The organism is Lactiplantibacillus nangangensis (assembly GCF_005405065.1).
Lineage (GTDB): Bacteria > Bacillota > Bacilli > Lactobacillales > Lactobacillaceae > Lactiplantibacillus > Lactiplantibacillus nangangensis.
On the sequence record NZ_BJDI01000011.1, the window covers coordinates 118,137 to 137,953 of the forward strand.

The following is a 19,817-nucleotide window of genomic DNA, read 5'->3' on the forward strand; positions in this document are numbered from 1 at the left end:
TTGTGATTTTATGATTCTGACCGTCAAAACAAGTGAACGATTTCCGGGGGTCTGCGGGTAACCGCAGGCCTTTTTAGCAGATGGAGGTGTTTTTGATGATTGGAAAAGATAGAGCTGAAGATGTAGAACGTCTGTTCAAAGCATCAAGCAAGGTATTAAATAAGAAATATCGACATTTTGATACAATTCCAAGTGAGCAAAATGCTCGTAACTTTATTAGCGACACGGTTCTAGATCCAAAAAAGGTAAAGCGTTATAGGTTTTTCCCATTTATTGTGTATTCTCAAGAACGAGTGCGTTATCATCGGACGAAGGGAAGTTTACGTGCTCATGCTGGACACAAAGTACGTCCCATTTCTTTGGTAGCTCATCATGATGCTTTGATATATGTTAAATATGCTGAAAAACTAAATTCATGCTATGAAAATTACTTAAACGTTAATAATATCTCTAAGGTTCCGACAGCATATCGCAAAACCTTACATCATTCTAATATAGAAGCTGCAAAAGAAGTTTTTGATTTTGTAGTTGATACACATGGATGTTGGATAATTAAGGGAGATTTTAAGGGCTTTTTTGATAATTTGAGACATCGAATTTTAAAAAATAATTTGTGCAAAGTACTTTCTAAGAATCAACTTGATCCGGATTGGCGTTCTGTATTTGAATCTATCACTAGGTATAGATGGGTCGATAGTTTCAATTTAACAAATGCCTTAAAAAGGGTAAGGATAAATCGTGGGAAAACCGCTTCATATATCAATAATAGAAGCGAGTTTCCAAAACTTATTTCTAAAGGAAAATTGAAGGTGAAAGGACCAAATCAAATTGGTATTCCACAAGGAACGCCAATAAGTGCAGTACTGGCCAATACATATATGATTGATTTCGATAAAGAATTGAGCCAGATAGTTACTTATTTGAATGGATTGTATCGTCGGTATTCTGATGATTTTGTGATAGTAATTCCAAAATCCCGATTATCAGAAGATAAACTGAATGATTTTATTCATGAAGTAATGGTATTGAGTCAACAATTGACATCATTAAAAATAGAGCAACATAAAACGAAGGCATTTAATTTTGCCGATAATAAAATAACATTACACAGACTATCTGGTGTACAGGATTCAAAAATGGTATGGTTTGATTATTTGGGGTTTGTATTCAACGGTGCGACTGTACGTATGAGGGAACGTGGTGTTTACAAATTTCATTATAAAAGTAAAAGAGCTATTAATCTTTTTTTACGAATTGAAAGTGATAGAGAGCGGATCAAGAATAATACGGTGCCTTCAGCAATGGAGAAGCAAAAATTAGTTTGGATTTCGGGTAGACATGTGTTTCAGCCGCTGAGTTCCATCCCTAGTAAAAGCAAGTATGAAAGACGAATTGTTCAAACGAGAAAAAACATTTCGTATAATTTGAGTACCGCAAAATTGGCAACTAAAATGTATGTTACTGGTAAGAGGTATGGGGAAAGGTATTCTATGGTAGGTTATGCTAAAAGAGCACAGGCTTTATTGTCTGAAAATGACAATAGATACCAAGTTGAGGTGTTGGATCAAGTTCGACAGCAGATAAGATTAAACCAAATTAGAATTAAAGAAATTTGAGAAAATAATTCTAATAGTTAGTAGGAATGCAATGGTTCCTAATAGAAAATGGAAGCAATTTCACGAAATTAACAAAAGTGTCGTATAATGAAACTATTCTAATAATTTAGGGGGAAACTCATGAGTGAATCAACGCGTCTTTTTCATAAATTCCAACCAAAGCACTACAATATCTATCTCGATATTAATCGTGCGCAAAAATTAATTACCGGTCAAACGACCATTACCGGTGAAGCTAAAGAAAAAACAATTAGTATCAATCAAAAGGGGTTAGTCGTTTCCGCTGTCAAAGCTGACGGCCAAGCGGTAACCTTCAAGAATAATCCGGCCCAAGAAGCCATCGATATTGAGCTTGCTCAAACTGGTGACGTCACTGTCGTCATCGATTACACGGCACCTTTGACCGATTCGATGATGGGCATCTATCCTTCATATTACGAAATTAATGGCGAAAAGAAGCAAATTATCGGGACCCAGTTTGAAACAACGGCTGCCCGGCAAGCCTTCCCATGTATTGATGAACCAGCGGCCAAAGCAACCTTTGACCTAGCCATCAAGTATGACGAACATGCTGGCGAAACGACAATCAGTAACATGCCAGAAGTTAAGGTTGAAGATGGTGTCCATTACTTTGACACGACCGTTAAAATGTCGACTTACTTGATTGCCTTCGCATTTGGTGAATTGCAAAGCAAGCTCACCACGACGAAGAGTGGCGTGAAAGTCGGTGTCTTTGGGACGAAAGCCCATCAAGCAAATGAACTTGATTTTGCCTTAGATATTGCCAAACGGTCGATTGAATTCTATGAAGACTTCTATCAAAAGCCATATCCACTCCCACATTCATGGCAGTTGGCGCTACCAGACTTCTCCGCTGGTGCGATGGAAAACTGGGGCTTAGTCACTTATCGGGAAGCTTACCTCTTACTCGATCCTGACAACACGGCCTTAGATATGAAGCAACGGGTCGCAACCGTGATTGCGCATGAACTCGCGCATCAATGGTTCGGTGACTTAGTAACCATGAAGTGGTGGGACGATCTCTGGTTAAATGAAAGCTTCGCCAACATGATGGAATACGTGGCGGTTGACGCCATTGAACCTGATTGGCATATTTGGGAAACTTTCCAAACCTCTGAAGCGCCCGCTGCCTTGCAACGGGATGCAACGGATGGCGTACAATCAGTTCACGTCCAAGTTGAAAATCCTGCTGAAATCGACTCCTTATTCGATGGCGCGATTGTTTACGCCAAAGGGGCACGGATGCTCGTGATGGTTCGGGCGTTGATTGGCGACGAGGCGCTACGTAAAGGGTTGAAACAATACTTTGAAGCCCATCAATATGGCAATGCCACTGGGGCCGACCTCTGGAAAGCCTTGGGCGACGCATCCGGCATCGACCTGGCCGCTATCATGACATCATGGCTCGAACAACCTGGCTATCCAGTTGTTACGGCCGCAGTCGTTGACGGTCAATTGACGATTGCGCAACAACAATTCTTCATTGGCGATGGCCACGATGAGAATCGCAGTTGGTCAATTCCATTGAACAGTAACTACGATGCTGCACCACAAATTTTGGATGCTGAACGGGTCACTTTAGGCGACTACGCTGAATTGCGGCAGGCGGCGGGCGAACCATTCCGCTTGAACGTTGGCAACAACTCACACTTTATTGTCAAGTATGACCAAACTTTACTCGATGATATTTTGGCTGACGCTGAAAACTTAGACGCCATTTCACAACTCCAAACGTTGCAAGATTTACGTTTGCTTGCTGAAGGCCGTCAAATTTCATACGCGTCAGTCGTGCCATTATTAGCACGCTTCGCCAACAGTCAATCGACAGTCGTTAACGTGGCATTGTACCGGGCAGCCGGTGACTTGAAACGCTTCGTAGCCCCTGAATCTGAAGCTAAGCGTCAATTGAAAGCCTTATATGACCAATTGAGTCAGGCTGAAGTGAAACGCTTAGGCTGGACGGCAAACGTTGATGAATCAATTGATGACCAATTATCACGTCCAGTTATCTTAAATGCGGCCTTATATGCTGAAAATGCGGGCACTATCTTAGCTGCTCACGAATTATTCGAAGGGCAGGCCGGTCATTTAGACGCCTTGTCTGCGGATGTGCGGATCTTAATCTTGCGCAACGAAGTGCAACACTTCGGCAACGATGCCTTGTTCGATAAGCTATTAACCGCTTACCGTCAATCCTCAGATGCCAGCTACAAAGCGGACATTTGCGCTGCTTTGACGAGCACGACTGATGCGAAGTTGATTGCACGCTTAATTGAAGCCTTCGAAGATGCGGACACCGTTAAGCCACAAGACTTGCGGGCTTGGTATCGTGGCGTTTTGAGCAACGATGCTGGTGAACAAGCGGCTTGGGATTGGATTCGTAACGATTGGGCTTGGCTTGAAAAGACGGTTGGTGGTGACATGGAATTCACCACTTATATCACCGTGACTGCCGGCGTTTTCCGGACAGTTGAACGTTTAGCAGAATTCAAAGCATTCTTTGAACCAAAATTGAACACCCCAGGGTTAACTCGTGAAATCACGATGGATACCAAAGTGATTGAGAGTCGCGTTAGCTTGATTGAAGCGGAACAAGCAGCGGTGAATGCCGCTGTGGCGAAAGCCGTTAAATAAGTTAAAATTTAAAAGTTGTCAGCCTTAGTTGGTTGGCAACTTTTTTTGCTGATAAAAGGAGTTAAGCGTAAACTGTAGGGTAATTAAACGTGTTCAAAAAGGGGTGAATTTAATGACTGAATTGAGTTTTGATGTTTCAAATAAAACGAGTATTAATCTAGGTGAACCGACTGCACCACATGAAATGACGGCAATTTTAAATTTAGGCTGCGTCGATACGCAGGAGTGGTGGTTGCCAAATGCTGACGACCTATTTGCAGCCGTTGATGCCGGCAAACTAAGCTTGCATCTCAAATTTTGGAATAAGATCAAAGAACCGCTACGCAATGGGAATACTGCGAATGGTTATATTGACTATCAACATCCGCAAGCCGCTTTGGCCTACATTAAAGCGGTCTTCCAAGCACAAGCAGATTTACGCGAATTGCCGAATGATGCTGTCCCAGCCTATTTGGCGAAGACTTATGCGGTCAAGCCATATGCAGACGCTGACAAAGTCGCTGCGTCGGTGGCTAAGGAAGTTTCCGCGAATTGTGTAACCAGTATTCCAACGTTGATTTTGGATGATAAACGTTATTTTGATGATCAATTAGTGTCGTTAAAGACGTTGATTTAGCAGTGTAGGCTACCTGATAAGGGTAGCTTTTTTCGTCTAAGCTAAGTATAAATTTATTTGTAACACCCTTTGAGTGCAACTTTCAGCTCATTTTCATATACTTAATGCAAAATATGAAAGCGCCAACAAGATTGGCATGGTGGTGATGAAAATGGCTTGGGAAATGGTGACAATTATCGGCTATATTTGTTTATCAATATTGAGCATCCGTTCATTTATTTCTTTTTTTGCGGTAGCGATGTGGTTGATACAGCAACTAGCGCTGTTATTGTTTGACGAACGGCAAGTCGATCACTGGTGGGCAAAACTTCCAATCGGTATGCGCCTGCAACAACAACATTTAGAATTGCGGGTGGCCAACTTAATTAACGGGATTGCTGGGTACCTTATCCTGACTGCTAGCACTCATTACTATTGGACACCAGAACTAGTTTCGGCTGGCAAGGTTAGTATTTGGGCGTGGGGGTTAATCGGCATCGCGTTGGTTATTAATGGTTACCAACGTCGTTATTTGCGGTATTATCGTCAGCATCCACTGTCTTAAGTGTCCCCAATGAATTTTAAAATTGTCCGAACTTTCCTAAATTAAAGCGCTATCATAGACTTGATGTTGGGGGTGCGGTGTATGATAATTTCAAATCCGGCTCGGGTGATCCTGGGCCTTAATTTAGCTACATTAGGATTGTTAATCGGGGTCTTGATTGGGATGAGCTTGATTAACCGTCGCCATCATTTAACAAGTCGCTTAGACTATTTTTTTCGGCGGTTGCCGTCTTATGTCAAGTGGGCACAAGCGGTTTAACGCTGTCCGTCAGAAATTTTGCGGTTACAAAGGCAATATCAACAGCGACTGACAGCTGGATTTTGGCAACTCGTGCTGCTGCTGGGTGTGAATTTTGAGGTGGCGGTTATTTTGGGCGTGCCACAAAATGAGTGGTTTTGGTGGACGGTACTGGGCTTAAGCATTGGCATACAAACGAACTGGGATCAGTTGATTAAAGCCAGGCTCGCGCAGCAGATTGATGCTAATTTGACGACGTATTTAATCACGATGGCAGCTCAATTTAGTTGAGTTTGGGGTGACGGGTTAAATAGTTGTACCAAATTGGGGTACATGTTATCTTTTAAAGAGTAATTATTACTATTTAAAAGATGATGAGGTGTTTAAAATGGAAAAACAAGATTTGGCTAGTGCCAGACGGCGGATGCGTAGTACGAACATTAAATCCCGCAAACGTGCGTTGAAAGTACTCCATGACGCGCAACGACGGGTCTCAAAAAATTAAATAGGGCGCATTAAAAAAAGTTGGGTAGCTGAGTAGCTAACCAACTTTTTTAGAACTGACTATTAGCTGTGCCGGCGCCGGCGTTTGATGATTCCCCAACCGGTGGCTAACGTGATAACAGTTAGGCCTAAGCCAATTGCCGTCATGGTTTCGGTTTGTCGTTCGTCGGTTTGTGGTAACTGGCCGGTGTGTAAAACAGCTAAGCTGCGCGCTCGGAGTGCCTCTAATTTGGTTGCCCGGATAACAGCATTGGTCTTGTGGGCTTGGACGATTGCGGTGTCAATCTGGCGTAAGACTTGTTTAACAGCGACTGTCCGTTGTGGTGCTGGCAAAGCGAGTGCGGTATCGAGTCTCCTTTCAAGTTGGGTGACGATTTTGGAGCTATTTGTCGCTACTTTGAAGTAAGGCTTGGACGTAATCGGTGTTTCAGTTCCATTAGTTGGTGTTTCTGTCTCAGTGATTGGGGCGTCGAGTTCATCGATGATTACTGGATCTTCCAGATTAGGCTCGTTTACATTGGTTTCATTTTCAGGTTCTGGATCAGTAGGGTCAGGTTCTGGCATTTCAGGTTCCGGTGTTTCAGGTTCTGGCGTTTCAGGTTCCGGTGTTTCAGGTTCTGGCGTTTCAGGTTCCGGTGTTTCAGGTTCTGGTGTTTCAGGCTCTGGCGTTTCAGGCTCTGGCGTTTCAGGATCTGGTTCTTCAGGCTCTGGCGTTTCAGGTTCCGGTGTCTCAGGCTCTGGTGTTTCGGGTTCCGGTGTTTCGGGTTCCGGTGTTTCAGGTTCCGGTGTTTCAGGTTCTGGTGTTTCAGGTTCCGGTGTTTCGGGTTCTGGGTCTTCAGGATCTGGGTCTTCAGGATCTGGGTCTTCAGGTTCTGGTTCCTCAGGTTCAGGATCTTCTGGATCTGGATCTTCCGGATCTGGGTCTTCAGGTTCAGGATCTTCAGGTTCAGGATCTTCAGGTTCAGGATCTACTGGTACGTCAATATCTTCTTCTTCTTCCTCAACTGGATCAGGTTTATCCTCATCTTCGGGGCCAGTGTTGTCTTGTAAATCCCAACGGTGGGTCTCACCATGAACCTCGACACGTTTTGCGATTAAATTGCCATCCATATTTTGGTTTGCAATTAAGGTAGCACTTGGCGCTAAGACACTTCCTTGGAAGCGAGAATTCACGTTAATTGTGCCAGTAAATGTCTGCTGATTATTATGGAAGTTCCATAATAAGTGATTGTCGCCGTAAGCATCGGCGTCCTTGTTTGCACGGACCGAACCATCAGGATAGGTTACTTTCATTTCACTTCTGCTGAGATAGTTGCTTTGTCCGTCAGTATTAACATTGAAGATAATCGTATTTCCAGTTGCTTCTGGAGAAACACCCTTGATAATCAATGGGCGATCTTTGTTCAACACGTCTGCGGCTAAATTGATAATGATTTGACCGGCCGCATCGGGCGTCATTTGTCTGACATCAATGGTTCGATTATTTTCATCCTTGAAGTCAGCATTGACATAGCTAGCGTTCGGCGTCCTTTGACTCAGTGATGTGTTGATCCCAGCCAACTTGGCAAATTCAGCAGGGAAGTCAATGTAAGTCTCACCAGGTTGGTCCTGGTAAACTTCGCTGGCTAACAAATGATCGATATAAGTGTCAGCAACGATTGGTCGCTTAGGATCACTGATATCAATGGTAATGCCTTCACCGAAGATAACTTTATTGTCACGAATATTTCCGGCTGAGACGAAGGAACTGCTAGCAATTTTAATGATTTTTTGAATATAAGTGATGTCGCGGTCCAGCAGTTCCAACTTGTTGGTAGTTCCAAAATCAACTAGTCCGTTTAAACTTGCAACTGCTAAATTACCAGCAGTATGGGTATGCAATGATGCTTCATAAGCAAAGATGTGGAATTGTGACGGGATGCCCAACGTGTTATTGGCTAAATCGCGATGGTCAGCGTAGACAGAGCCGCCAGATGGAATCTGTTGAGATTTAGGGGATGCTTCAGCTTTGAAGACTTCTTTAGTGGCATCTGCTTCGATTTTTTTTGTTTCGTTAGTAGTTGTTGCACTGTCTTTTGAAGCTGGGGCTTTTTCAGTCGTTGCTTCATCATTTGTCGCGGTGCTACTTTCAGTTTCAGGATGACTTTCAACGATTGTTTCAGCTTCGGTCTTGGCTGTTTCATCGTTTTCGGACGTTGGTGCTTCAATCGTACTTTCCGATGTTGACGACCGTTCAGCCTCACTAGTGGCACTTGAGTCAGTTTCTGGTGTTCCTTCAGTGACAACTACGGCTTGTTCAGCGGTGTCGGCCTCAGTAGCATCGTGCGTATTTAACGCGAAGCCGCCAACGACGGCCAGCGTTGCCATGATCAAAATAACAGCTCGTTTGAAATTAGTCCATTGCGTATTGCCTCCTTGAGTTTTCATGTCGTTACACCTCACTTATCTTAGAGTGTGTGTCATAAATAGTCATTTTCTACTAGAAACATGACCAATCACCGCCTTTCTGTGTTTGTCTGAACAGTTATGTGAATTGTTTCACATAACTTATTAACATCATAATATCTAATCATCATAAAAATGTCAAACTTTATACAAACTATTAGAAAAAAGTTCAATAAAACGTCAAAAAAAGCGCCGATTGAAATCAACTTTCAATCGGTGCTTCATCAATTTTAGAGTAAGTGAATGCCGTTAGCTTCGCATTTGTCGATCATTGCTTGTGGCCATAAGGCAGCTTGAACTTCGCCGACATGGGCTTTTCCAAGTAGGAGCATGCAGAGCCGTGATTGACCAATCCCGCCACCAATTGTGAAGGGAAGTTCATCATGTAAAATGGCCTGATGGTAAGGGTATTGTAACCGATCTTCAGCATCAGCTAATTTTAATTGTTTTGCTAAGGAATCGGCATCGACCCGAATCCCCATGCTGGAAACTTCGAGGGCGAGTTGTAATGGTTCGTACCAGAACAAGATGTCACCGTTTAATTGCCAGTCATCATAGTCAGGGGCGCGGCCGTCGTGACGTTTGCCACTATGGAGCTCACCACCGATTTGCATTAAGAAGACGGCACCGTACTTTTTAGTAATGGCGTTTTCACGTTCTTTAGGTGTTTTATCAGGGTAAAGGTCTTCCAATTCTTGCGTGGTAATGAAGTGGATTTCGTCTGGCAAATGGTGTACGGCCTTAGGGAACTTGTACCAAACTTCGTGTTCCATATGTTTGATAACTTTGAAAATCGTTTTAACAGTTGCTTTTAAGGTATCCATGGTCCGTTCATCTTTAGCGATGACCTTTTCCCAATCCCATTGGTCAACGTAGGCAGAGTGGAGGTTGTCCAAGTCTTCGTCTTTACGGATGGCGTTCATGTTAGTGTATAGGCCGGTGTGCATGTCAAAACCGTACCGTTTCAAAGCGACCCGTTTCCATTTTGCCAAAGAGTGGACGATTTCGATCTGTTCGTCAGGCAAGTCTTTCATAGTAAATGACACAGGGGTTTCGACACCGTTCAAGTTATCGTTTAAGCCAGAAGCCTTGGTGACAAACATTGGGGCAGACAACCGTGATAAGTTAAGTTCCTTACCAAATTCGGTTTGGAAGGTTTCACGGATGTACCGGATGGCTTGTTGGGTCTCTTTAACGGACAATTTTGGATCGTATGACTTTGGAATAATCAAATGCATAATTCAGTTCTCCTTTGGGTTTTTAACTAAGATAAAACGAAAAAAGTCTTCCGTCTCTTGACATAATCAAGGGACGAAAGACTTTTTTCGCGGTACCACCCAAGTTGTTTATCTAAAATAAACCAGCTTTTAAACAGTGTACAAACATACACCACCGATGATAACGTACCGGTCGACGACTAATCCTACTTTAACAAAGTTATTTCAGTTAGCAACTAAGAAAGTGTTTTTCGGAACAATCAAGGTCTGGTTGGGTTTCCACTAAGTCCCAATTCACTGGCAGGTTGATTGAACGTACTCCTCTTTCCTACGTTTTTTATCTTGTGACATTTATATTAGCACTCATTCTTAAAATGTAAACCCTAAAATTAAAATTTAGGGTGACACTGATGAATAAGACTCTAATTAATCATTCAAATTGTAACGGAGTTTCATCTGTTCGGAACCAGCAATGACCATGTCACCAAGTAACTTGGTTTGCCGTTGCATGGATTCGTCAGCCAATTTTTGGTTGGCAGCTTCCAAGTAGGCGTTGATATCTGAATGGTTACTCAAGTCGGCATCGGTATCATTTTCAATCTTACGATAAGCACTCATGGCGCCAAGTTCAAAACTATTACGCATATCAACGTAGAAGTCATAATCGGTATCGCCAAGGAGGGCCGTGGTGCAGCTCAACCAGTACATGTTATTCAGATTGAAAGTTCCATCTGCATCCTTGTAGCTCGCTGGGGTGTCGTTGACGTTGGCGTAGAAAGGTACCACCGTGTTGAACGTGTTGGCTCCAAAGGCTAACCAGTGAATCCCAGCAATTTCAGCAGGCACGTTGTTACGAATTTGTAAGATGTGTACATCATGGTTCCGGTTGATCCCAATTGGCCGGAACAATTTCTTGTCGGCTTCAGAACCGCTACCGTAAACATCATATTTCGTGTTTTCGTAATGCGAACTCAATACGAACTTAACGTCTTCAATCGAGATCTTCCGATTAGCATGGCAGATGAATGGTAAATCTTGACCCATTGGATCTTGGTCAACATCTGGCGTAAAGTACTTTTGGCCAAACCAAGCCCGGGGGTTGTTATAAACCGTATCCTTGATCGTGGCACTCCCAAAGATATGCCGTAAGTTGACTTGATCAAAGTCAGGATTTAAGTGGTTGGTTTCAATTAAGCTTTCTAAATCGTCGGAAGCCATGGTGTCATCCGCATTAAAGTCAAAGTCGTCAATGTTCATCCGATTTGGTGCAACCACGTAGGCGTCATCGGGGATTCGTTTAGCAGCCCAATGATGACCACCAATGGTTTCTAACCACCAAATTTCGTTGTTGTCTGAGAAGGCGATCCCGTTTGGTTCGTAAGTCCCATATTTTTTTAAGAGCGCGCCTAGCCGTTTGACCCCTTCTTTAGCAGAGTGGATATAAGGCAAGACGAGTGTAACGAGGTCTTCTTCACCAATCCCATCGTCAACTAAGGGGTCAACGCCTTGAATACGTGAGTTAGTCGTGATGGTTTCAGTCGCGGACATCGCAATATTCTCACTGTTGATCCCAGCGGCTGGCCAAGTACCGTTCGTTAAAATTGAGTTGGGAATCGACGTATAACGTAACGGGTTATCTGGTAATTCCACCTTAACTTTGCTGATAACGGATTGATAGTGCTTAGGTTGATCAGCGGGGTTAACGACGACTAAGCGTTCTGGATCAAGTGCTTCGTGACCATCGTCATTTCGAGAAATAATGGTTGAACCGTCAATAGAGGCTTTTTTACCAACGAGAATCGTGGTGCAAGAGCCTTGAATTCTTTTTGTCATTTAAGTTGACACTCCTTTGAAGTTATTAGTTTCATTATACGCTTTCCGGTGACGTAATAGCAGGGGTGTTCAGTCAGTGATTGGGTCGGATTTTTTGAGGATATAGTTGACGCCGCTGACGCTGATTCCGGCACTATGGGCAATCTCACGGTAAGTTTTTCCGGTTGCTCGCAACTGATGGACCAGTTGATATTTAAGTTGTTGCGGGCTTAAATCAGTTTTCTGAACAGTCGGCTGAACTGATTGTGGCTGTGTCAGAACAGTTGGTGTAGCGGCTTGAATCTGGGCTAGTTGGTCAATCACGTAATGGGTCGTTTGGGCATCCCATAAGGCATTATGTTGCTGCGGGTTGAAAATGTTCAGTAAACCGGCAACACCATTCAAAGGTAAACTGTGCGTTGTGCTGAGTGATTTCTGATTGCTGCGGTTAATCACAACGTTGGTATATTGTTCACCATCGAAGACTTGTAAGGGACGGCGAACGATGGCTTGCTGATTGGCTGAAAGCTTTGGAAAATATTGTGCCAAAAGCCAGTGCAAAGCTTTTAGGTCTTGCGCCTGGTCCCAAAAAGCTAAGGGTAACTGGGAGGCCAAGACTTGATCGATAAAGGTTTTCAGGACTTGTACAGGATTCGCGGTTCGCTCAAATTCAGCTAGTGTCTGTTGGCTGGTGGCCAAGGCGGTTAGCTTTTTTTCTGGTAGAAAGGCTGGAAAATCAATTAAATGGTCAAAATAGATTTTGGTCTGTTGCCCAGCCTGATAACTAAGCGCGGCTAATTGGTAAATGGTCTGATCAGCGCCATTGATAGTTGTCGGTGCCCAATGATAGCTCCCAGAACGAAACTGACGTTTAAAAAATGGCCCAAATTCGCAGTCGACCACGATGTAGTGACTTGGGATGGTGTCTAGTTGCGTTAGTGATGGAAAAATCTGGTCGAAGTTCGCTTGAAATGCGGTCGTAACCGTGGGTGGTAATAAACGATAACCATAATTCTTTAACAATTCTGGCAAAGGCAAATCATCGGGATTTTTGGCAACTAGCAGGACATTTTTTTGATTTAATTGTAGTTCTCGGCCACTCGCAAAGTGCAGACAATAGTGTTGATTGGTCGTATTCAGAGTGATCTGGGTCACCTTGCCGTATGAACCTTGTTCACTCGTTGGGGTTAAACTCTGATCAGGGTTTAATGCTAACGTTGGATGACCGATTATGTATAAATAAGTGGCCACGTTTTTTTGTTGTCGGACTAACATGACCAATGGTTCTGACATGAGTAAAATTCCTCCTTATTGGGTTGCACCTTATCAAGTACGACAAAGAGTTGCGTAATCATTTTTTAACTGGCTAAAATTTCACTCGGTTGACCGACCATGAACTTTGTGACGATGAATTGGTGGCGACGATTATAGTGACCATATAAGGCTAAACGTGCATTTGGCTTGAGCTGGTAGTAAAGGGTCAGGGCATGTTTGACGACGATACAGTTAAGTGGTTTGGCGTCCATATCCACAGCTTGTACACGGACGTATAGCATGAATGGATCTAATTTTAAAATTTTGACTTGGTTGTCGTAGCGACCAACGATTGTTTGCATTTCCATGAAAATCACCTCAAAATCATTATACGAACATACGTTCTTAAAAGCCAGTAAAAGTTGCGAAAAAGTGAAAATAATTTTGACGGCTAATGAAATAGTTGGCGCGGTAAAATGGGGGTTAGAATTTGGCACTATTTGAAAGGTGTCGTAAGTCTCGATTAAGCTGAGGTCAAGAAAAATGACCTAGATTAGATAAAAAACTACAAAAACTCATCAACTCTTGGTATGATAAACGTTGGCGATTGAAAGACGAGGGGGCATGGCGATGGAACGTGGACGGCGAGCGACATATGAGGAACGAGTGGAAATCGTGAAGTATACTTTGGCACATGAAAATAATTATCAAGAAGCAGCGGATAAATTTAATGTGTCCTATCCACAGGTTTATACTTGGGTTCGTAAGTACCGGCAAGCGGGTGACGAAGGGTTAGTTGATCACCGTGGTCGGCCAAAGCAAAATTAAAGGTCTACATAGAAAAGATGCTAGCTAGGCGCCCCGCCATGGCTAGCTTTTTTTAATGCTAATCGGCGCGATTGCCGTAACTAATCAGTAAGGGATGGTTACCGAGACCCTTGGTTGTAACTGACTAGGTTTCTCGGTAGAATGGAAATACTGAATGATAGAAAAGGAGCATTGGGCGATGGACTTAGCGGCGGCGCAACAGGTATTAAAAACAACGTTTGGTTACGATGAATTCCGACCAGGCCAAAAAGCGGTGATTGAACAAGTCTTAGCTGGCCAAAATACGTTGGCAGTCATGCCGACCGGGGGCGGTAAATCCCTCTGTTATCAAATTCCAGCGCTCTTATTCGAAGGGTTGACGGTGGTCGTTTCACCGTTGATTTCTTTAATGAAGGATCAAGTCGATGCGTTGAACGACAATGGGATTGCGGCGACGTTTATCAACAGTTCAATGGACTACCGTGAAATCAACTTGCGGTTGCAGGAACTCCGCGCTGGAGACTACACGTTGTTGTATATTGCGCCAGAACGGCTAGACTCACCACAATTTATTCAAGCCTTAGGTAACTTACCGATTAAGTTGCTGGCAATTGATGAAGCGCACTGTATTTCACAATGGGGTCATGATTTTCGTCCCAGCTACTTGGCGTTGAGTACGGCAATCGAACAGTTACCGACTCATCCGCAAGTCTTAGCTTTGACGGCGACGGCGACGGAACAAGTCGCGCAAGATATTTGTCAACGACTCGATATCGCGCCAGACCATGAAGTGAACACTGGTTTTGCGCGGGATAACTTGGATTTGTCAGTGGTCAAGGATCAAGATACGGATAAGTATATTTTGGATTATTTGGCAGCCAACGCGACTGAAGCCGGAATCATTTATGCCAGTACCCGTAAAGAAGTGACGCGCTTAGCGGCCTTGCTCAAACGACACCATATTCAGGCAACGATGTATCATGCGGGCTTGGACGATGAGGTACGTCGGCAGAATCAAGAAGATTTTCTGTATGATCGGGTGCAGGTGATGGTGGCGACCAATGCGTTTGGGATGGGAATCGATAAGAGCAATGTACGATTTGTGATCCACGCTCAAGTTCCGGGAACGTTGGAAGCCTACTACCAAGAGGCCGGTCGTGCTGGTCGTGATGGGTTGCCTAGTCAGGCAATTTTGATCTATCGTGCCAAGGACATTCAGATTCAACATTTCTTCATTGATGAATCGGAGATGGACGAGGAACATAAACGGCGTTCATACCATAAATTACAATTGATGACCCAGTATGCTAATACGCAGGGGTGTCTACAACAATTTATTCTGAAATACTTTGGTGAAAGTTCCGAAGCTTGTGGCCGTTGTAGCAATTGTCGTGACGACCGCACCGCGCAAGATATTACGACCGCGACGCAAAAAGTCTTATCGTGTGTCGTGCGATTACATTCACGCTTTGGCAAAGGGGTCGTGGCACAAGTCCTTTGTGGCGCCAATAATCAACGGATTCGCGAGCTCAATTTGAGTGACTTACCAACCTATGGCATCATGGCGGGCCAACGTCAAAAAAGCGTGACCGAATTGATCGACTTTTTGACGGCGACTGGCTATTTGCGAACGATTGGCGGTCAATATCCGACGCTGACAGTCACGCAGACAGGGGTTGCGGTATTGAAAGGCGAGCAGCAGGTCATGCGAAAAACGGCACAGACTGTTGAAAAGTCTGTGCCGGTAGATGATGCGTTATTTGAACAATTACGAACTTTGCGGCATAGTCTGGCTGAAGCGCAGCATGTGCCACCATTTGTCATTTTTTCCGATAAAACGTTACATTCCATGTGCGAATTATTACCAGAAAATGATGACGCCTTCCTCAATGTCAAAGGCGTCGGTGCTAGCAAGCTCGAAAAGTATGGTGAAACGTTCATGGAGACGATTCGTGCGTACGTTCACCAGCCGGCTACCGCGAACTAGCAGTCGTTGACGGACTGGTTGCAACGGGCTTGGACGGTTCCTCACTCCGATTCAAGATACCATAAATGTTACTTGTAACTTGGCCTAAAGATTTGATGCCATTTTGCACATTGGTCATGATGACGACATAAGTGCCGCCACTGTGGCTAAAGTTGTTGGTGACATTCCAACCGCTGACAATGCCGTGGCTACTGTAACTGCCAGGGTTCACGTAGAAGCCCATCCCATAAGTTGAAGAACTACCAGCCGTGAGCATCTCTTTGCGCGCGGCTTTTGAAATTAAGCGATTCGACATTAACGCTTTATCAAATCGATACATATCGCTGGCCGTCATATAGAGGTTGCCACAACCAAATAATTGGGATAAATCTGGTAAGTGTGGCGTGACATAAGACCCATTTTTGATCCGGTAGCCAGTTGAGTGGGTCGCAACTTGGTCAAAAGTTTGATACGTTCCGGTACTGTCGATTCCCGCTGGCTTGAAAATGTGTTTTTGCAAATAAGGTAGCAATGATTGACCACTGATTTTTTCAACTAAATAAGCTAAAACGGTATAATTACTATCAAGATAATGCCATTGACCGGGTTGTGAACGGATGCCTTGTTTTTCAATGTCGGTGACCAGTGCTTTAGGCGTAATAGCTTCATTGGTTTCAGAGTGGCCAACTAAGCCCGATGTATGGGTCAACAAATTGCGTAATTTGATTTGAGAACCATTCGGAAAGTCAGGCAAATACTTGCTGACTGGATCATCGACTTTTAATTTGTGCGCGTCTTGTAATTGTAAGATGGCCGTGGCGATGATGGCTTTTTGGGCGGAACCGATATAATAAGGTGTGCTGACCTCATTTGGTAACTTGTCCTCACGGTTGCGTAAGCCGTAGCCTTTACGGAGGACGATGTGATTATCGCGAACCACTAGAATCGTGCCTGAAAAGTTTAAACGGGTCATGTAGTTATCCAGAGTCTGGTTTTTAACGATGGTTGTGAGCGGCTTTTTGGCTGCCGTCTTGGTCGTTGACTCTGATGAAGCTCGTTTCGTTTTTGCGACGACAGTGGTTGGGTACTTTTTTGCGGTTGGATGCTGTGGCTGAAAGATATCAGTGGTAATGGCAACAAGACCGGCAATGCCAACGATTGCTAGAATCGTGATAATCAGGCGTTGCCGCCATTTTGGACGCGGATAGTGCATAATCAATTTCCCCCAAAAAATTAAGTTTGACTCAAATTACCCTAACTATACCATGCTTGTACAAAATTGAATGTTAAGTTTTGGTTTGTTTTACAACGGAGGCATTAATAAATGAAAATTACTTGGCAAAATGAGGGTGGCCCTGTTTCGATGAAGTCATTTTTGAGCAGGCATGGCATTAGCATGCGCTTGATCAAAGACGTCAAACATGGCAACGGTGATTTCTTGGTTAATAATCAAGCCCAAACTGGGGTAATTACGGTCGCACATGGGGATTCGGCGGGAATTGAACTACCGGCCGAAGCCGCTGATCCACTCGTCGCTAGCAGTGATCAGCCGATTGATGTGTTGGCCGAGGATGAAAATTGGTTGGTCGTGGCTAAACCGGCTGGACTAACGAGTGTTCCCGGTCCCAGTGATCACGCTGACACGTTAGTTAATCGTGTGAAAGGATATCTGATTCGTGAGCAAGCCGAGAATCTTAAGCCGCATTTGATTACTCGCTTAGACCGTGACACGAGTGGACTGGTGTTAGTTGCCAAACATCGCGTCGCTCAAAGTATGCTGACAAATCCAGCGGTAGCCAAATCATTGACTAAAACGTATTTGGCATGGGTCAGCGGCGTATTGACCCCAGCATCTGGACTGATTCAGGCGCCAATTGGCCGGCCAACGGACAGTCCGCGTCGTGCCGTAATGGCGACCGGCCAAGCTGCGTCGACCAAGTATTGGGTCGAGCAGACATTCGGCAACCAGGTGACACAAGTTAAATTGGCGCTCATTACTGGGCGTACCCATCAAATTCGGGTCCATTTAACGTCGCTCGGTCATCCGTTGTTAGGTGATGAACTGTATGGTGGGGATCAAGCCTTGATTCAGCGGCAAGCATTACACGCGGCAACCCTCGCGTTTGATGATCCATTTAGTGGTCAACATCGTGAGTTTGCAGCGCCATTGCCGGCGGATTTGGCTCAGTTAGTTACGACACTTAACAAAGCGGATATAAAAAAATAAGTTAACGCAAAAAATCGTCATCTATTTGAAGCCATAAGTTGGCCTGAATAGCTGACGATTTTTTAGACTAAGATTATTTACCAGCAACTGGTTCGTAATCAGCTGATAGCGTTGCAAAAGTTGATTCCAACTGTGCAAGTGGTCCTGTTAAAGTGAGGTAATAGATGTGTTCAACACCGTTACTGCGCATATCGATCACACCAGCTTCGCGCATCAAACGAAGATGATGTGAAACAGCCGGACGTGAGATGTTGACCAGTGCGGTGATATCAGTGACATTCAATCCGTCACCACTGTTCCCCAAGGCAATGATGATTTGACGCCGGACCTTTTCAGCGAATATGCCGATTAGTTGGGCGCTTTCTGCTAATGCAGTTTCAGATTTTTCATAGTTAGCCATAACTGAACTAGTCCTTTCAGATTCTATTTGATTCATTTGACCGAATTCCCCCATGGTGGCTCAAACGAACTGAAACCAGTTTTGGAGCGGATTAAGCAAACAACTACGCCATCCTTGACGTTTGTGTCGTGAGCAAAATCGGGCACAATTTACTCGAATGAGTTAGTATTAAGTTAGGATACTAAGACAGGCAAATCATTAAAGCCCGCAAGTTGTCGAGCGGGCTGGCTCCTTGATACCTACACTTTATTAAAGCAAGTTCGCAATTAGTTGTCAATTGTTTTTATTGTAAGTGTACATTATTAGACACTTAAATCATTAAAGTTTGTTTTGTATCCGTATATTAAGAAATGGGATAAAATACTTGTTTTTAAAGGAGTGAGTTGAATGCGAGTTTTAGGGATTTTGGGTGCGCATCGCTCAGATGGGATAACAGCCAAAATGTTACAAGCTGTTTTAAAGGGGGCCAGTGAGACGGCGACCGTTGACTGGATCAATTTGGCAGATTATGAGCTTAAGCCAGATCACGGTGACCAATCCAATCCGACACTAGACAAATTGGAAAAGCAGTTGTTAGCGGCCGATGTTTGGGTGCTAGCGGCGCCAGTCTACCTAGGGAGCTTATCTGGTGTGATGAAGAATTTTTTGGACTGCTTTCGGAATCGCATTGCCCGATATAACGCGGTTGGCGAGGCCGTGCCTGATCGATTTAAAAATAAGCATTATGTGACGATTACGGATTGTTATGCTGGCGGGATTGAAAACTATGTGACGGGGGTCACGGATGCGGCCTTTAAGACGATGGATAAATTTCTCACGATGGGCGGTTTGATCAAGTTACGCGAAATTGTGGTGACTCATACTTGGGGCATGCAACAATTGTCGCCAGCCAAACAAGCAGAAGGCGAACGCGTTGGTCGTAAAGCCGCAACCAAAAAGGAGCGAGATGATAATACTGTGAAACGTTATATTGAGTTATTTGGCATGATTGCTGTAATGGCGTTAGTCACGATGGGGATTGAGGCCGGGATTGGTCTGTGGTTACCACTACATAATTTCTGGGCTTACTATGGCGTATTTGTGGTGGTCTTCTACGTTTTATTAGCGTCAATTTTGCACTTTTTCACAGTGGTCAAGCATCGCCGCCGTTAATTTGTGCTAACATAGACTTGTGGGCGCCCTTAGTGTAAAGGATAGCACGCGAGATTTCGGTCCTTGCGATCCGAGTTCGATTCTCGGGGGGCGCATCTATGTAATAAGGCTGTCATTCATCGAAATGATTGTAAAGTAAAACCCCAAATATTGGATTTTCAGGTTCTTTGTCAACTGTTGTTGGTAATTTGTTATATTTCACATGAGGTTGCCTAATCGTACTTTGATTAGGCAACCTTTTTTAACCCAAATGCTAGATGAATTCTTAGTCTAAAACTACTGAAACAGCCAAATCCGTAACTTACACGTTTTATGACCTTGATTTTATTATTGATACCTTCCATTGGCCCGTTAGAGTATTTATA

General features: G+C 44.0%; 19 protein-coding genes and 1 tRNA gene. 12 read left to right on the forward strand and 8 right to left on the reverse strand.

Annotated elements, in window-relative coordinates; all coding sequences use genetic code 11:
- Nucleotides 1–95 precede the first annotated feature (95 nt).
- The 7 genes from FFM70_RS10400 to FFM70_RS10425 all read left to right on the forward strand — a co-directional run bounded on the left by FFM70_RS10400 (nt 96) and on the right by FFM70_RS10425 (nt 6,173).
- Nucleotides 96–1,616 carry a reverse transcriptase/maturase family protein gene (locus FFM70_RS10400; RefSeq protein WP_171002354.1) on the forward strand — a complete coding sequence of 507 codons (1,521 nt, stop codon included), beginning with the start codon at nt 96–98 and terminating at the stop codon, nt 1,614–1,616.
- 120 nt (nt 1,617–1,736) lie between these two features.
- Entirely contained in the window at nt 1,737–4,271 is a 2,535-nt protein-coding gene (locus FFM70_RS10405) for a M1 family metallopeptidase (RefSeq protein WP_137616786.1), read from the forward strand.
- Nucleotides 4,272–4,383: 112 nt separating this feature from the next.
- Nucleotides 4,384–4,887: a thioredoxin domain-containing protein gene (locus tag FFM70_RS10410; protein ID WP_137616787.1), complete on the forward strand. Its 504-nt coding sequence runs from the start codon at nt 4,384–4,386 to the stop codon at nt 4,885–4,887.
- 151 nt (nt 4,888–5,038) lie between these two features.
- Nucleotides 5,039–5,431 (forward strand): hypothetical protein, encoded by a 393-nt coding sequence (locus FFM70_RS10415; RefSeq protein ID WP_137616788.1) that lies wholly within the window; start codon nt 5,039–5,041, stop codon nt 5,429–5,431.
- Between the two features lie 81 nt (nt 5,432–5,512).
- Nucleotides 5,513–5,689, forward strand: coding sequence for a hypothetical protein (locus FFM70_RS13870; protein ID WP_171002355.1), 177 nt, complete (start codon nt 5,513–5,515; stop codon nt 5,687–5,689).
- A gap of 18 nt (nt 5,690–5,707) precedes the next feature.
- Nucleotides 5,708–5,959: a hypothetical protein gene (locus tag FFM70_RS10420; RefSeq protein ID WP_137616789.1), complete on the forward strand. Its 252-nt coding sequence runs from the start codon at nt 5,708–5,710 to the stop codon at nt 5,957–5,959.
- Nucleotides 5,960–6,056: 97 nt separating this feature from the next.
- Entirely contained in the window at nt 6,057–6,173 is a 117-nt protein-coding gene (locus tag FFM70_RS10425; protein WP_137616790.1) for a putative metal homeostasis protein, read from the forward strand.
- 62 nt (nt 6,174–6,235) lie between these two features.
- On the opposite strand, the gene FFM70_RS10430 is transcribed toward FFM70_RS10425, so the two are convergent.
- The 5 genes from FFM70_RS10430 to FFM70_RS10450 all read right to left on the reverse strand — a co-directional run bounded on the left by FFM70_RS10430 (nt 6,236) and on the right by FFM70_RS10450 (nt 13,268).
- Nucleotides 6,236–8,599, reverse strand: coding sequence for a collagen-binding domain-containing protein (locus tag FFM70_RS10430; protein ID WP_137616791.1), 2,364 nt, complete (start codon nt 8,597–8,599; stop codon nt 6,236–6,238).
- A gap of 248 nt (nt 8,600–8,847) precedes the next feature.
- On the reverse strand, nt 8,848–9,855 hold the full coding sequence (asnA, locus tag FFM70_RS10435; RefSeq protein WP_137616792.1) for an aspartate--ammonia ligase: 1,008 nt from the start codon (nt 9,853–9,855) through the stop codon (nt 8,848–8,850).
- Between the two features lie 405 nt (nt 9,856–10,260).
- Complete coding sequence (locus tag FFM70_RS10440; RefSeq protein WP_137616793.1) at nt 10,261–11,667, reverse strand: C69 family dipeptidase; 1,407 nt, start codon at nt 11,665–11,667, stop codon at nt 10,261–10,263.
- Between the two features lie 69 nt (nt 11,668–11,736).
- Entirely contained in the window at nt 11,737–12,939 is a 1,203-nt protein-coding gene (locus tag FFM70_RS10445) for a hypothetical protein (protein ID WP_137616794.1), read from the reverse strand.
- Between the two features lie 65 nt (nt 12,940–13,004).
- The gene (locus tag FFM70_RS10450; RefSeq protein ID WP_137616795.1) at nt 13,005–13,268 is read right to left on the reverse strand and encodes a hypothetical protein; all 264 of its coding nucleotides are present in this window, start codon (nt 13,266–13,268) and stop codon (nt 13,005–13,007) included.
- 262 nt (nt 13,269–13,530) lie between these two features.
- Between FFM70_RS10450 and FFM70_RS10455 the strand changes: the two genes are divergently transcribed.
- A complete protein-coding gene (locus FFM70_RS10455) occupies nt 13,531–13,728 on the forward strand; it encodes a helix-turn-helix domain-containing protein (RefSeq protein WP_171002356.1) in 198 nt (65 codons plus the stop codon).
- A 178-nt stretch (nt 13,729–13,906) separates the two neighbouring features.
- On the forward strand, nt 13,907–15,694 hold the full coding sequence (recQ, locus tag FFM70_RS10460; RefSeq protein ID WP_137616806.1) for a DNA helicase RecQ: 1,788 nt from the start codon (nt 13,907–13,909) through the stop codon (nt 15,692–15,694).
- On the opposite strand, the gene FFM70_RS10465 is transcribed toward recQ, so the two are convergent.
- The gene (locus FFM70_RS10465; RefSeq protein ID WP_137616797.1) at nt 15,681–16,886 is read right to left on the reverse strand and encodes a serine hydrolase domain-containing protein; all 1,206 of its coding nucleotides are present in this window, start codon (nt 16,884–16,886) and stop codon (nt 15,681–15,683) included. The genes recQ and FFM70_RS10465 overlap by 14 nt on opposite strands.
- Nucleotides 16,887–16,997: 111 nt before the next feature.
- Between FFM70_RS10465 and FFM70_RS10470 the strand changes: the two genes are divergently transcribed.
- Nucleotides 16,998–17,900 carry an RluA family pseudouridine synthase gene (locus FFM70_RS10470; protein ID WP_137616798.1) on the forward strand — a complete coding sequence of 301 codons (903 nt, stop codon included), beginning with the start codon at nt 16,998–17,000 and terminating at the stop codon, nt 17,898–17,900.
- Nucleotides 17,901–17,973: 73 nt separating this feature from the next.
- On the opposite strand, the gene FFM70_RS10475 is transcribed toward FFM70_RS10470, so the two are convergent.
- On the reverse strand, nt 17,974–18,336 hold the full coding sequence (locus tag FFM70_RS10475; protein ID WP_223877479.1) for an ArsR/SmtB family transcription factor: 363 nt from the start codon (nt 18,334–18,336) through the stop codon (nt 17,974–17,976).
- Nucleotides 18,337–18,687: 351 nt separating this feature from the next.
- Here FFM70_RS10475 and FFM70_RS10480 point away from each other — a divergent pair, with 351 nt between their 5' ends.
- Together FFM70_RS10480 and FFM70_RS10485 are read left to right on the forward strand one after the other, a co-directional pair.
- A complete protein-coding gene (locus tag FFM70_RS10480) occupies nt 18,688–19,452 on the forward strand; it encodes a flavodoxin family protein (RefSeq protein ID WP_137616799.1) in 765 nt (254 codons plus the stop codon).
- Between the two features lie 23 nt (nt 19,453–19,475).
- Nucleotides 19,476–19,547 (forward strand) — tRNA-Arg (locus tag FFM70_RS10485).
- Between the two features lie 132 nt (nt 19,548–19,679).
- Here FFM70_RS10485 and FFM70_RS10490 read toward each other — a convergent pair.
- Nucleotides 19,680–19,817, reverse strand: a 138-nt coding sequence (locus FFM70_RS10490; RefSeq protein ID WP_137616800.1) for a transposase, incomplete at its 5' end; no start/stop codon positions are given.

What these genes read in the sequence shown, in the direction of transcription:
- FFM70_RS10400 (WP_171002354.1), top strand. Translation starts at nt 96, where the DNA reads ATGATTGGAAAAGATAGAGCTGAAGATGTAGAACGTCTGTTCAAAGCA.
- FFM70_RS10405 (WP_137616786.1), top strand. Translation starts at nt 1,737, where the DNA reads ATGAGTGAATCAACGCGTCTTTTTCATAAATTCCAACCAAAGCACTAC.
- FFM70_RS10410 (WP_137616787.1), top strand. Translation starts at nt 4,384, where the DNA reads ATGACTGAATTGAGTTTTGATGTTTCAAATAAAACGAGTATTAATCTA.
- FFM70_RS10415 (WP_137616788.1), top strand. Translation starts at nt 5,039, where the DNA reads ATGGCTTGGGAAATGGTGACAATTATCGGCTATATTTGTTTATCAATA.
- FFM70_RS13870 (WP_171002355.1), top strand. Translation starts at nt 5,513, where the DNA reads ATGATAATTTCAAATCCGGCTCGGGTGATCCTGGGCCTTAATTTAGCT.
- FFM70_RS10425 (WP_137616790.1), top strand. Translation starts at nt 6,057, where the DNA reads ATGGAAAAACAAGATTTGGCTAGTGCCAGACGGCGGATGCGTAGTACG.
- FFM70_RS10430 (WP_137616791.1), bottom strand. Translation starts at nt 8,599, where the DNA reads ATGAAAACTCAAGGAGGCAATACGCAATGGACTAATTTCAAACGAGCT.
- asnA (WP_137616792.1), bottom strand. Translation starts at nt 9,855, where the DNA reads ATGCATTTGATTATTCCAAAGTCATACGATCCAAAATTGTCCGTTAAA.
- FFM70_RS10440 (WP_137616793.1), bottom strand. Translation starts at nt 11,667, where the DNA reads ATGACAAAAAGAATTCAAGGCTCTTGCACCACGATTCTCGTTGGTAAA.
- FFM70_RS10445 (WP_137616794.1), bottom strand. Translation starts at nt 12,939, where the DNA reads ATGTCAGAACCATTGGTCATGTTAGTCCGACAACAAAAAAACGTGGCC.
- FFM70_RS10450 (WP_137616795.1), bottom strand. Translation starts at nt 13,268, where the DNA reads ATGGAAATGCAAACAATCGTTGGTCGCTACGACAACCAAGTCAAAATT.
- FFM70_RS10455 (WP_171002356.1), top strand. Translation starts at nt 13,531, where the DNA reads ATGGAACGTGGACGGCGAGCGACATATGAGGAACGAGTGGAAATCGTG.
- recQ (WP_137616806.1), top strand. Translation starts at nt 13,907, where the DNA reads ATGGACTTAGCGGCGGCGCAACAGGTATTAAAAACAACGTTTGGTTAC.
- FFM70_RS10465 (WP_137616797.1), bottom strand. Translation starts at nt 16,886, where the DNA reads ATGCACTATCCGCGTCCAAAATGGCGGCAACGCCTGATTATCACGATT.
- FFM70_RS10470 (WP_137616798.1), top strand. Translation starts at nt 16,998, where the DNA reads ATGAAAATTACTTGGCAAAATGAGGGTGGCCCTGTTTCGATGAAGTCA.
- FFM70_RS10475 (WP_223877479.1), bottom strand. Translation starts at nt 18,336, where the DNA reads ATGAATCAAATAGAATCTGAAAGGACTAGTTCAGTTATGGCTAACTAT.
- FFM70_RS10480 (WP_137616799.1), top strand. Translation starts at nt 18,688, where the DNA reads ATGCGAGTTTTAGGGATTTTGGGTGCGCATCGCTCAGATGGGATAACA.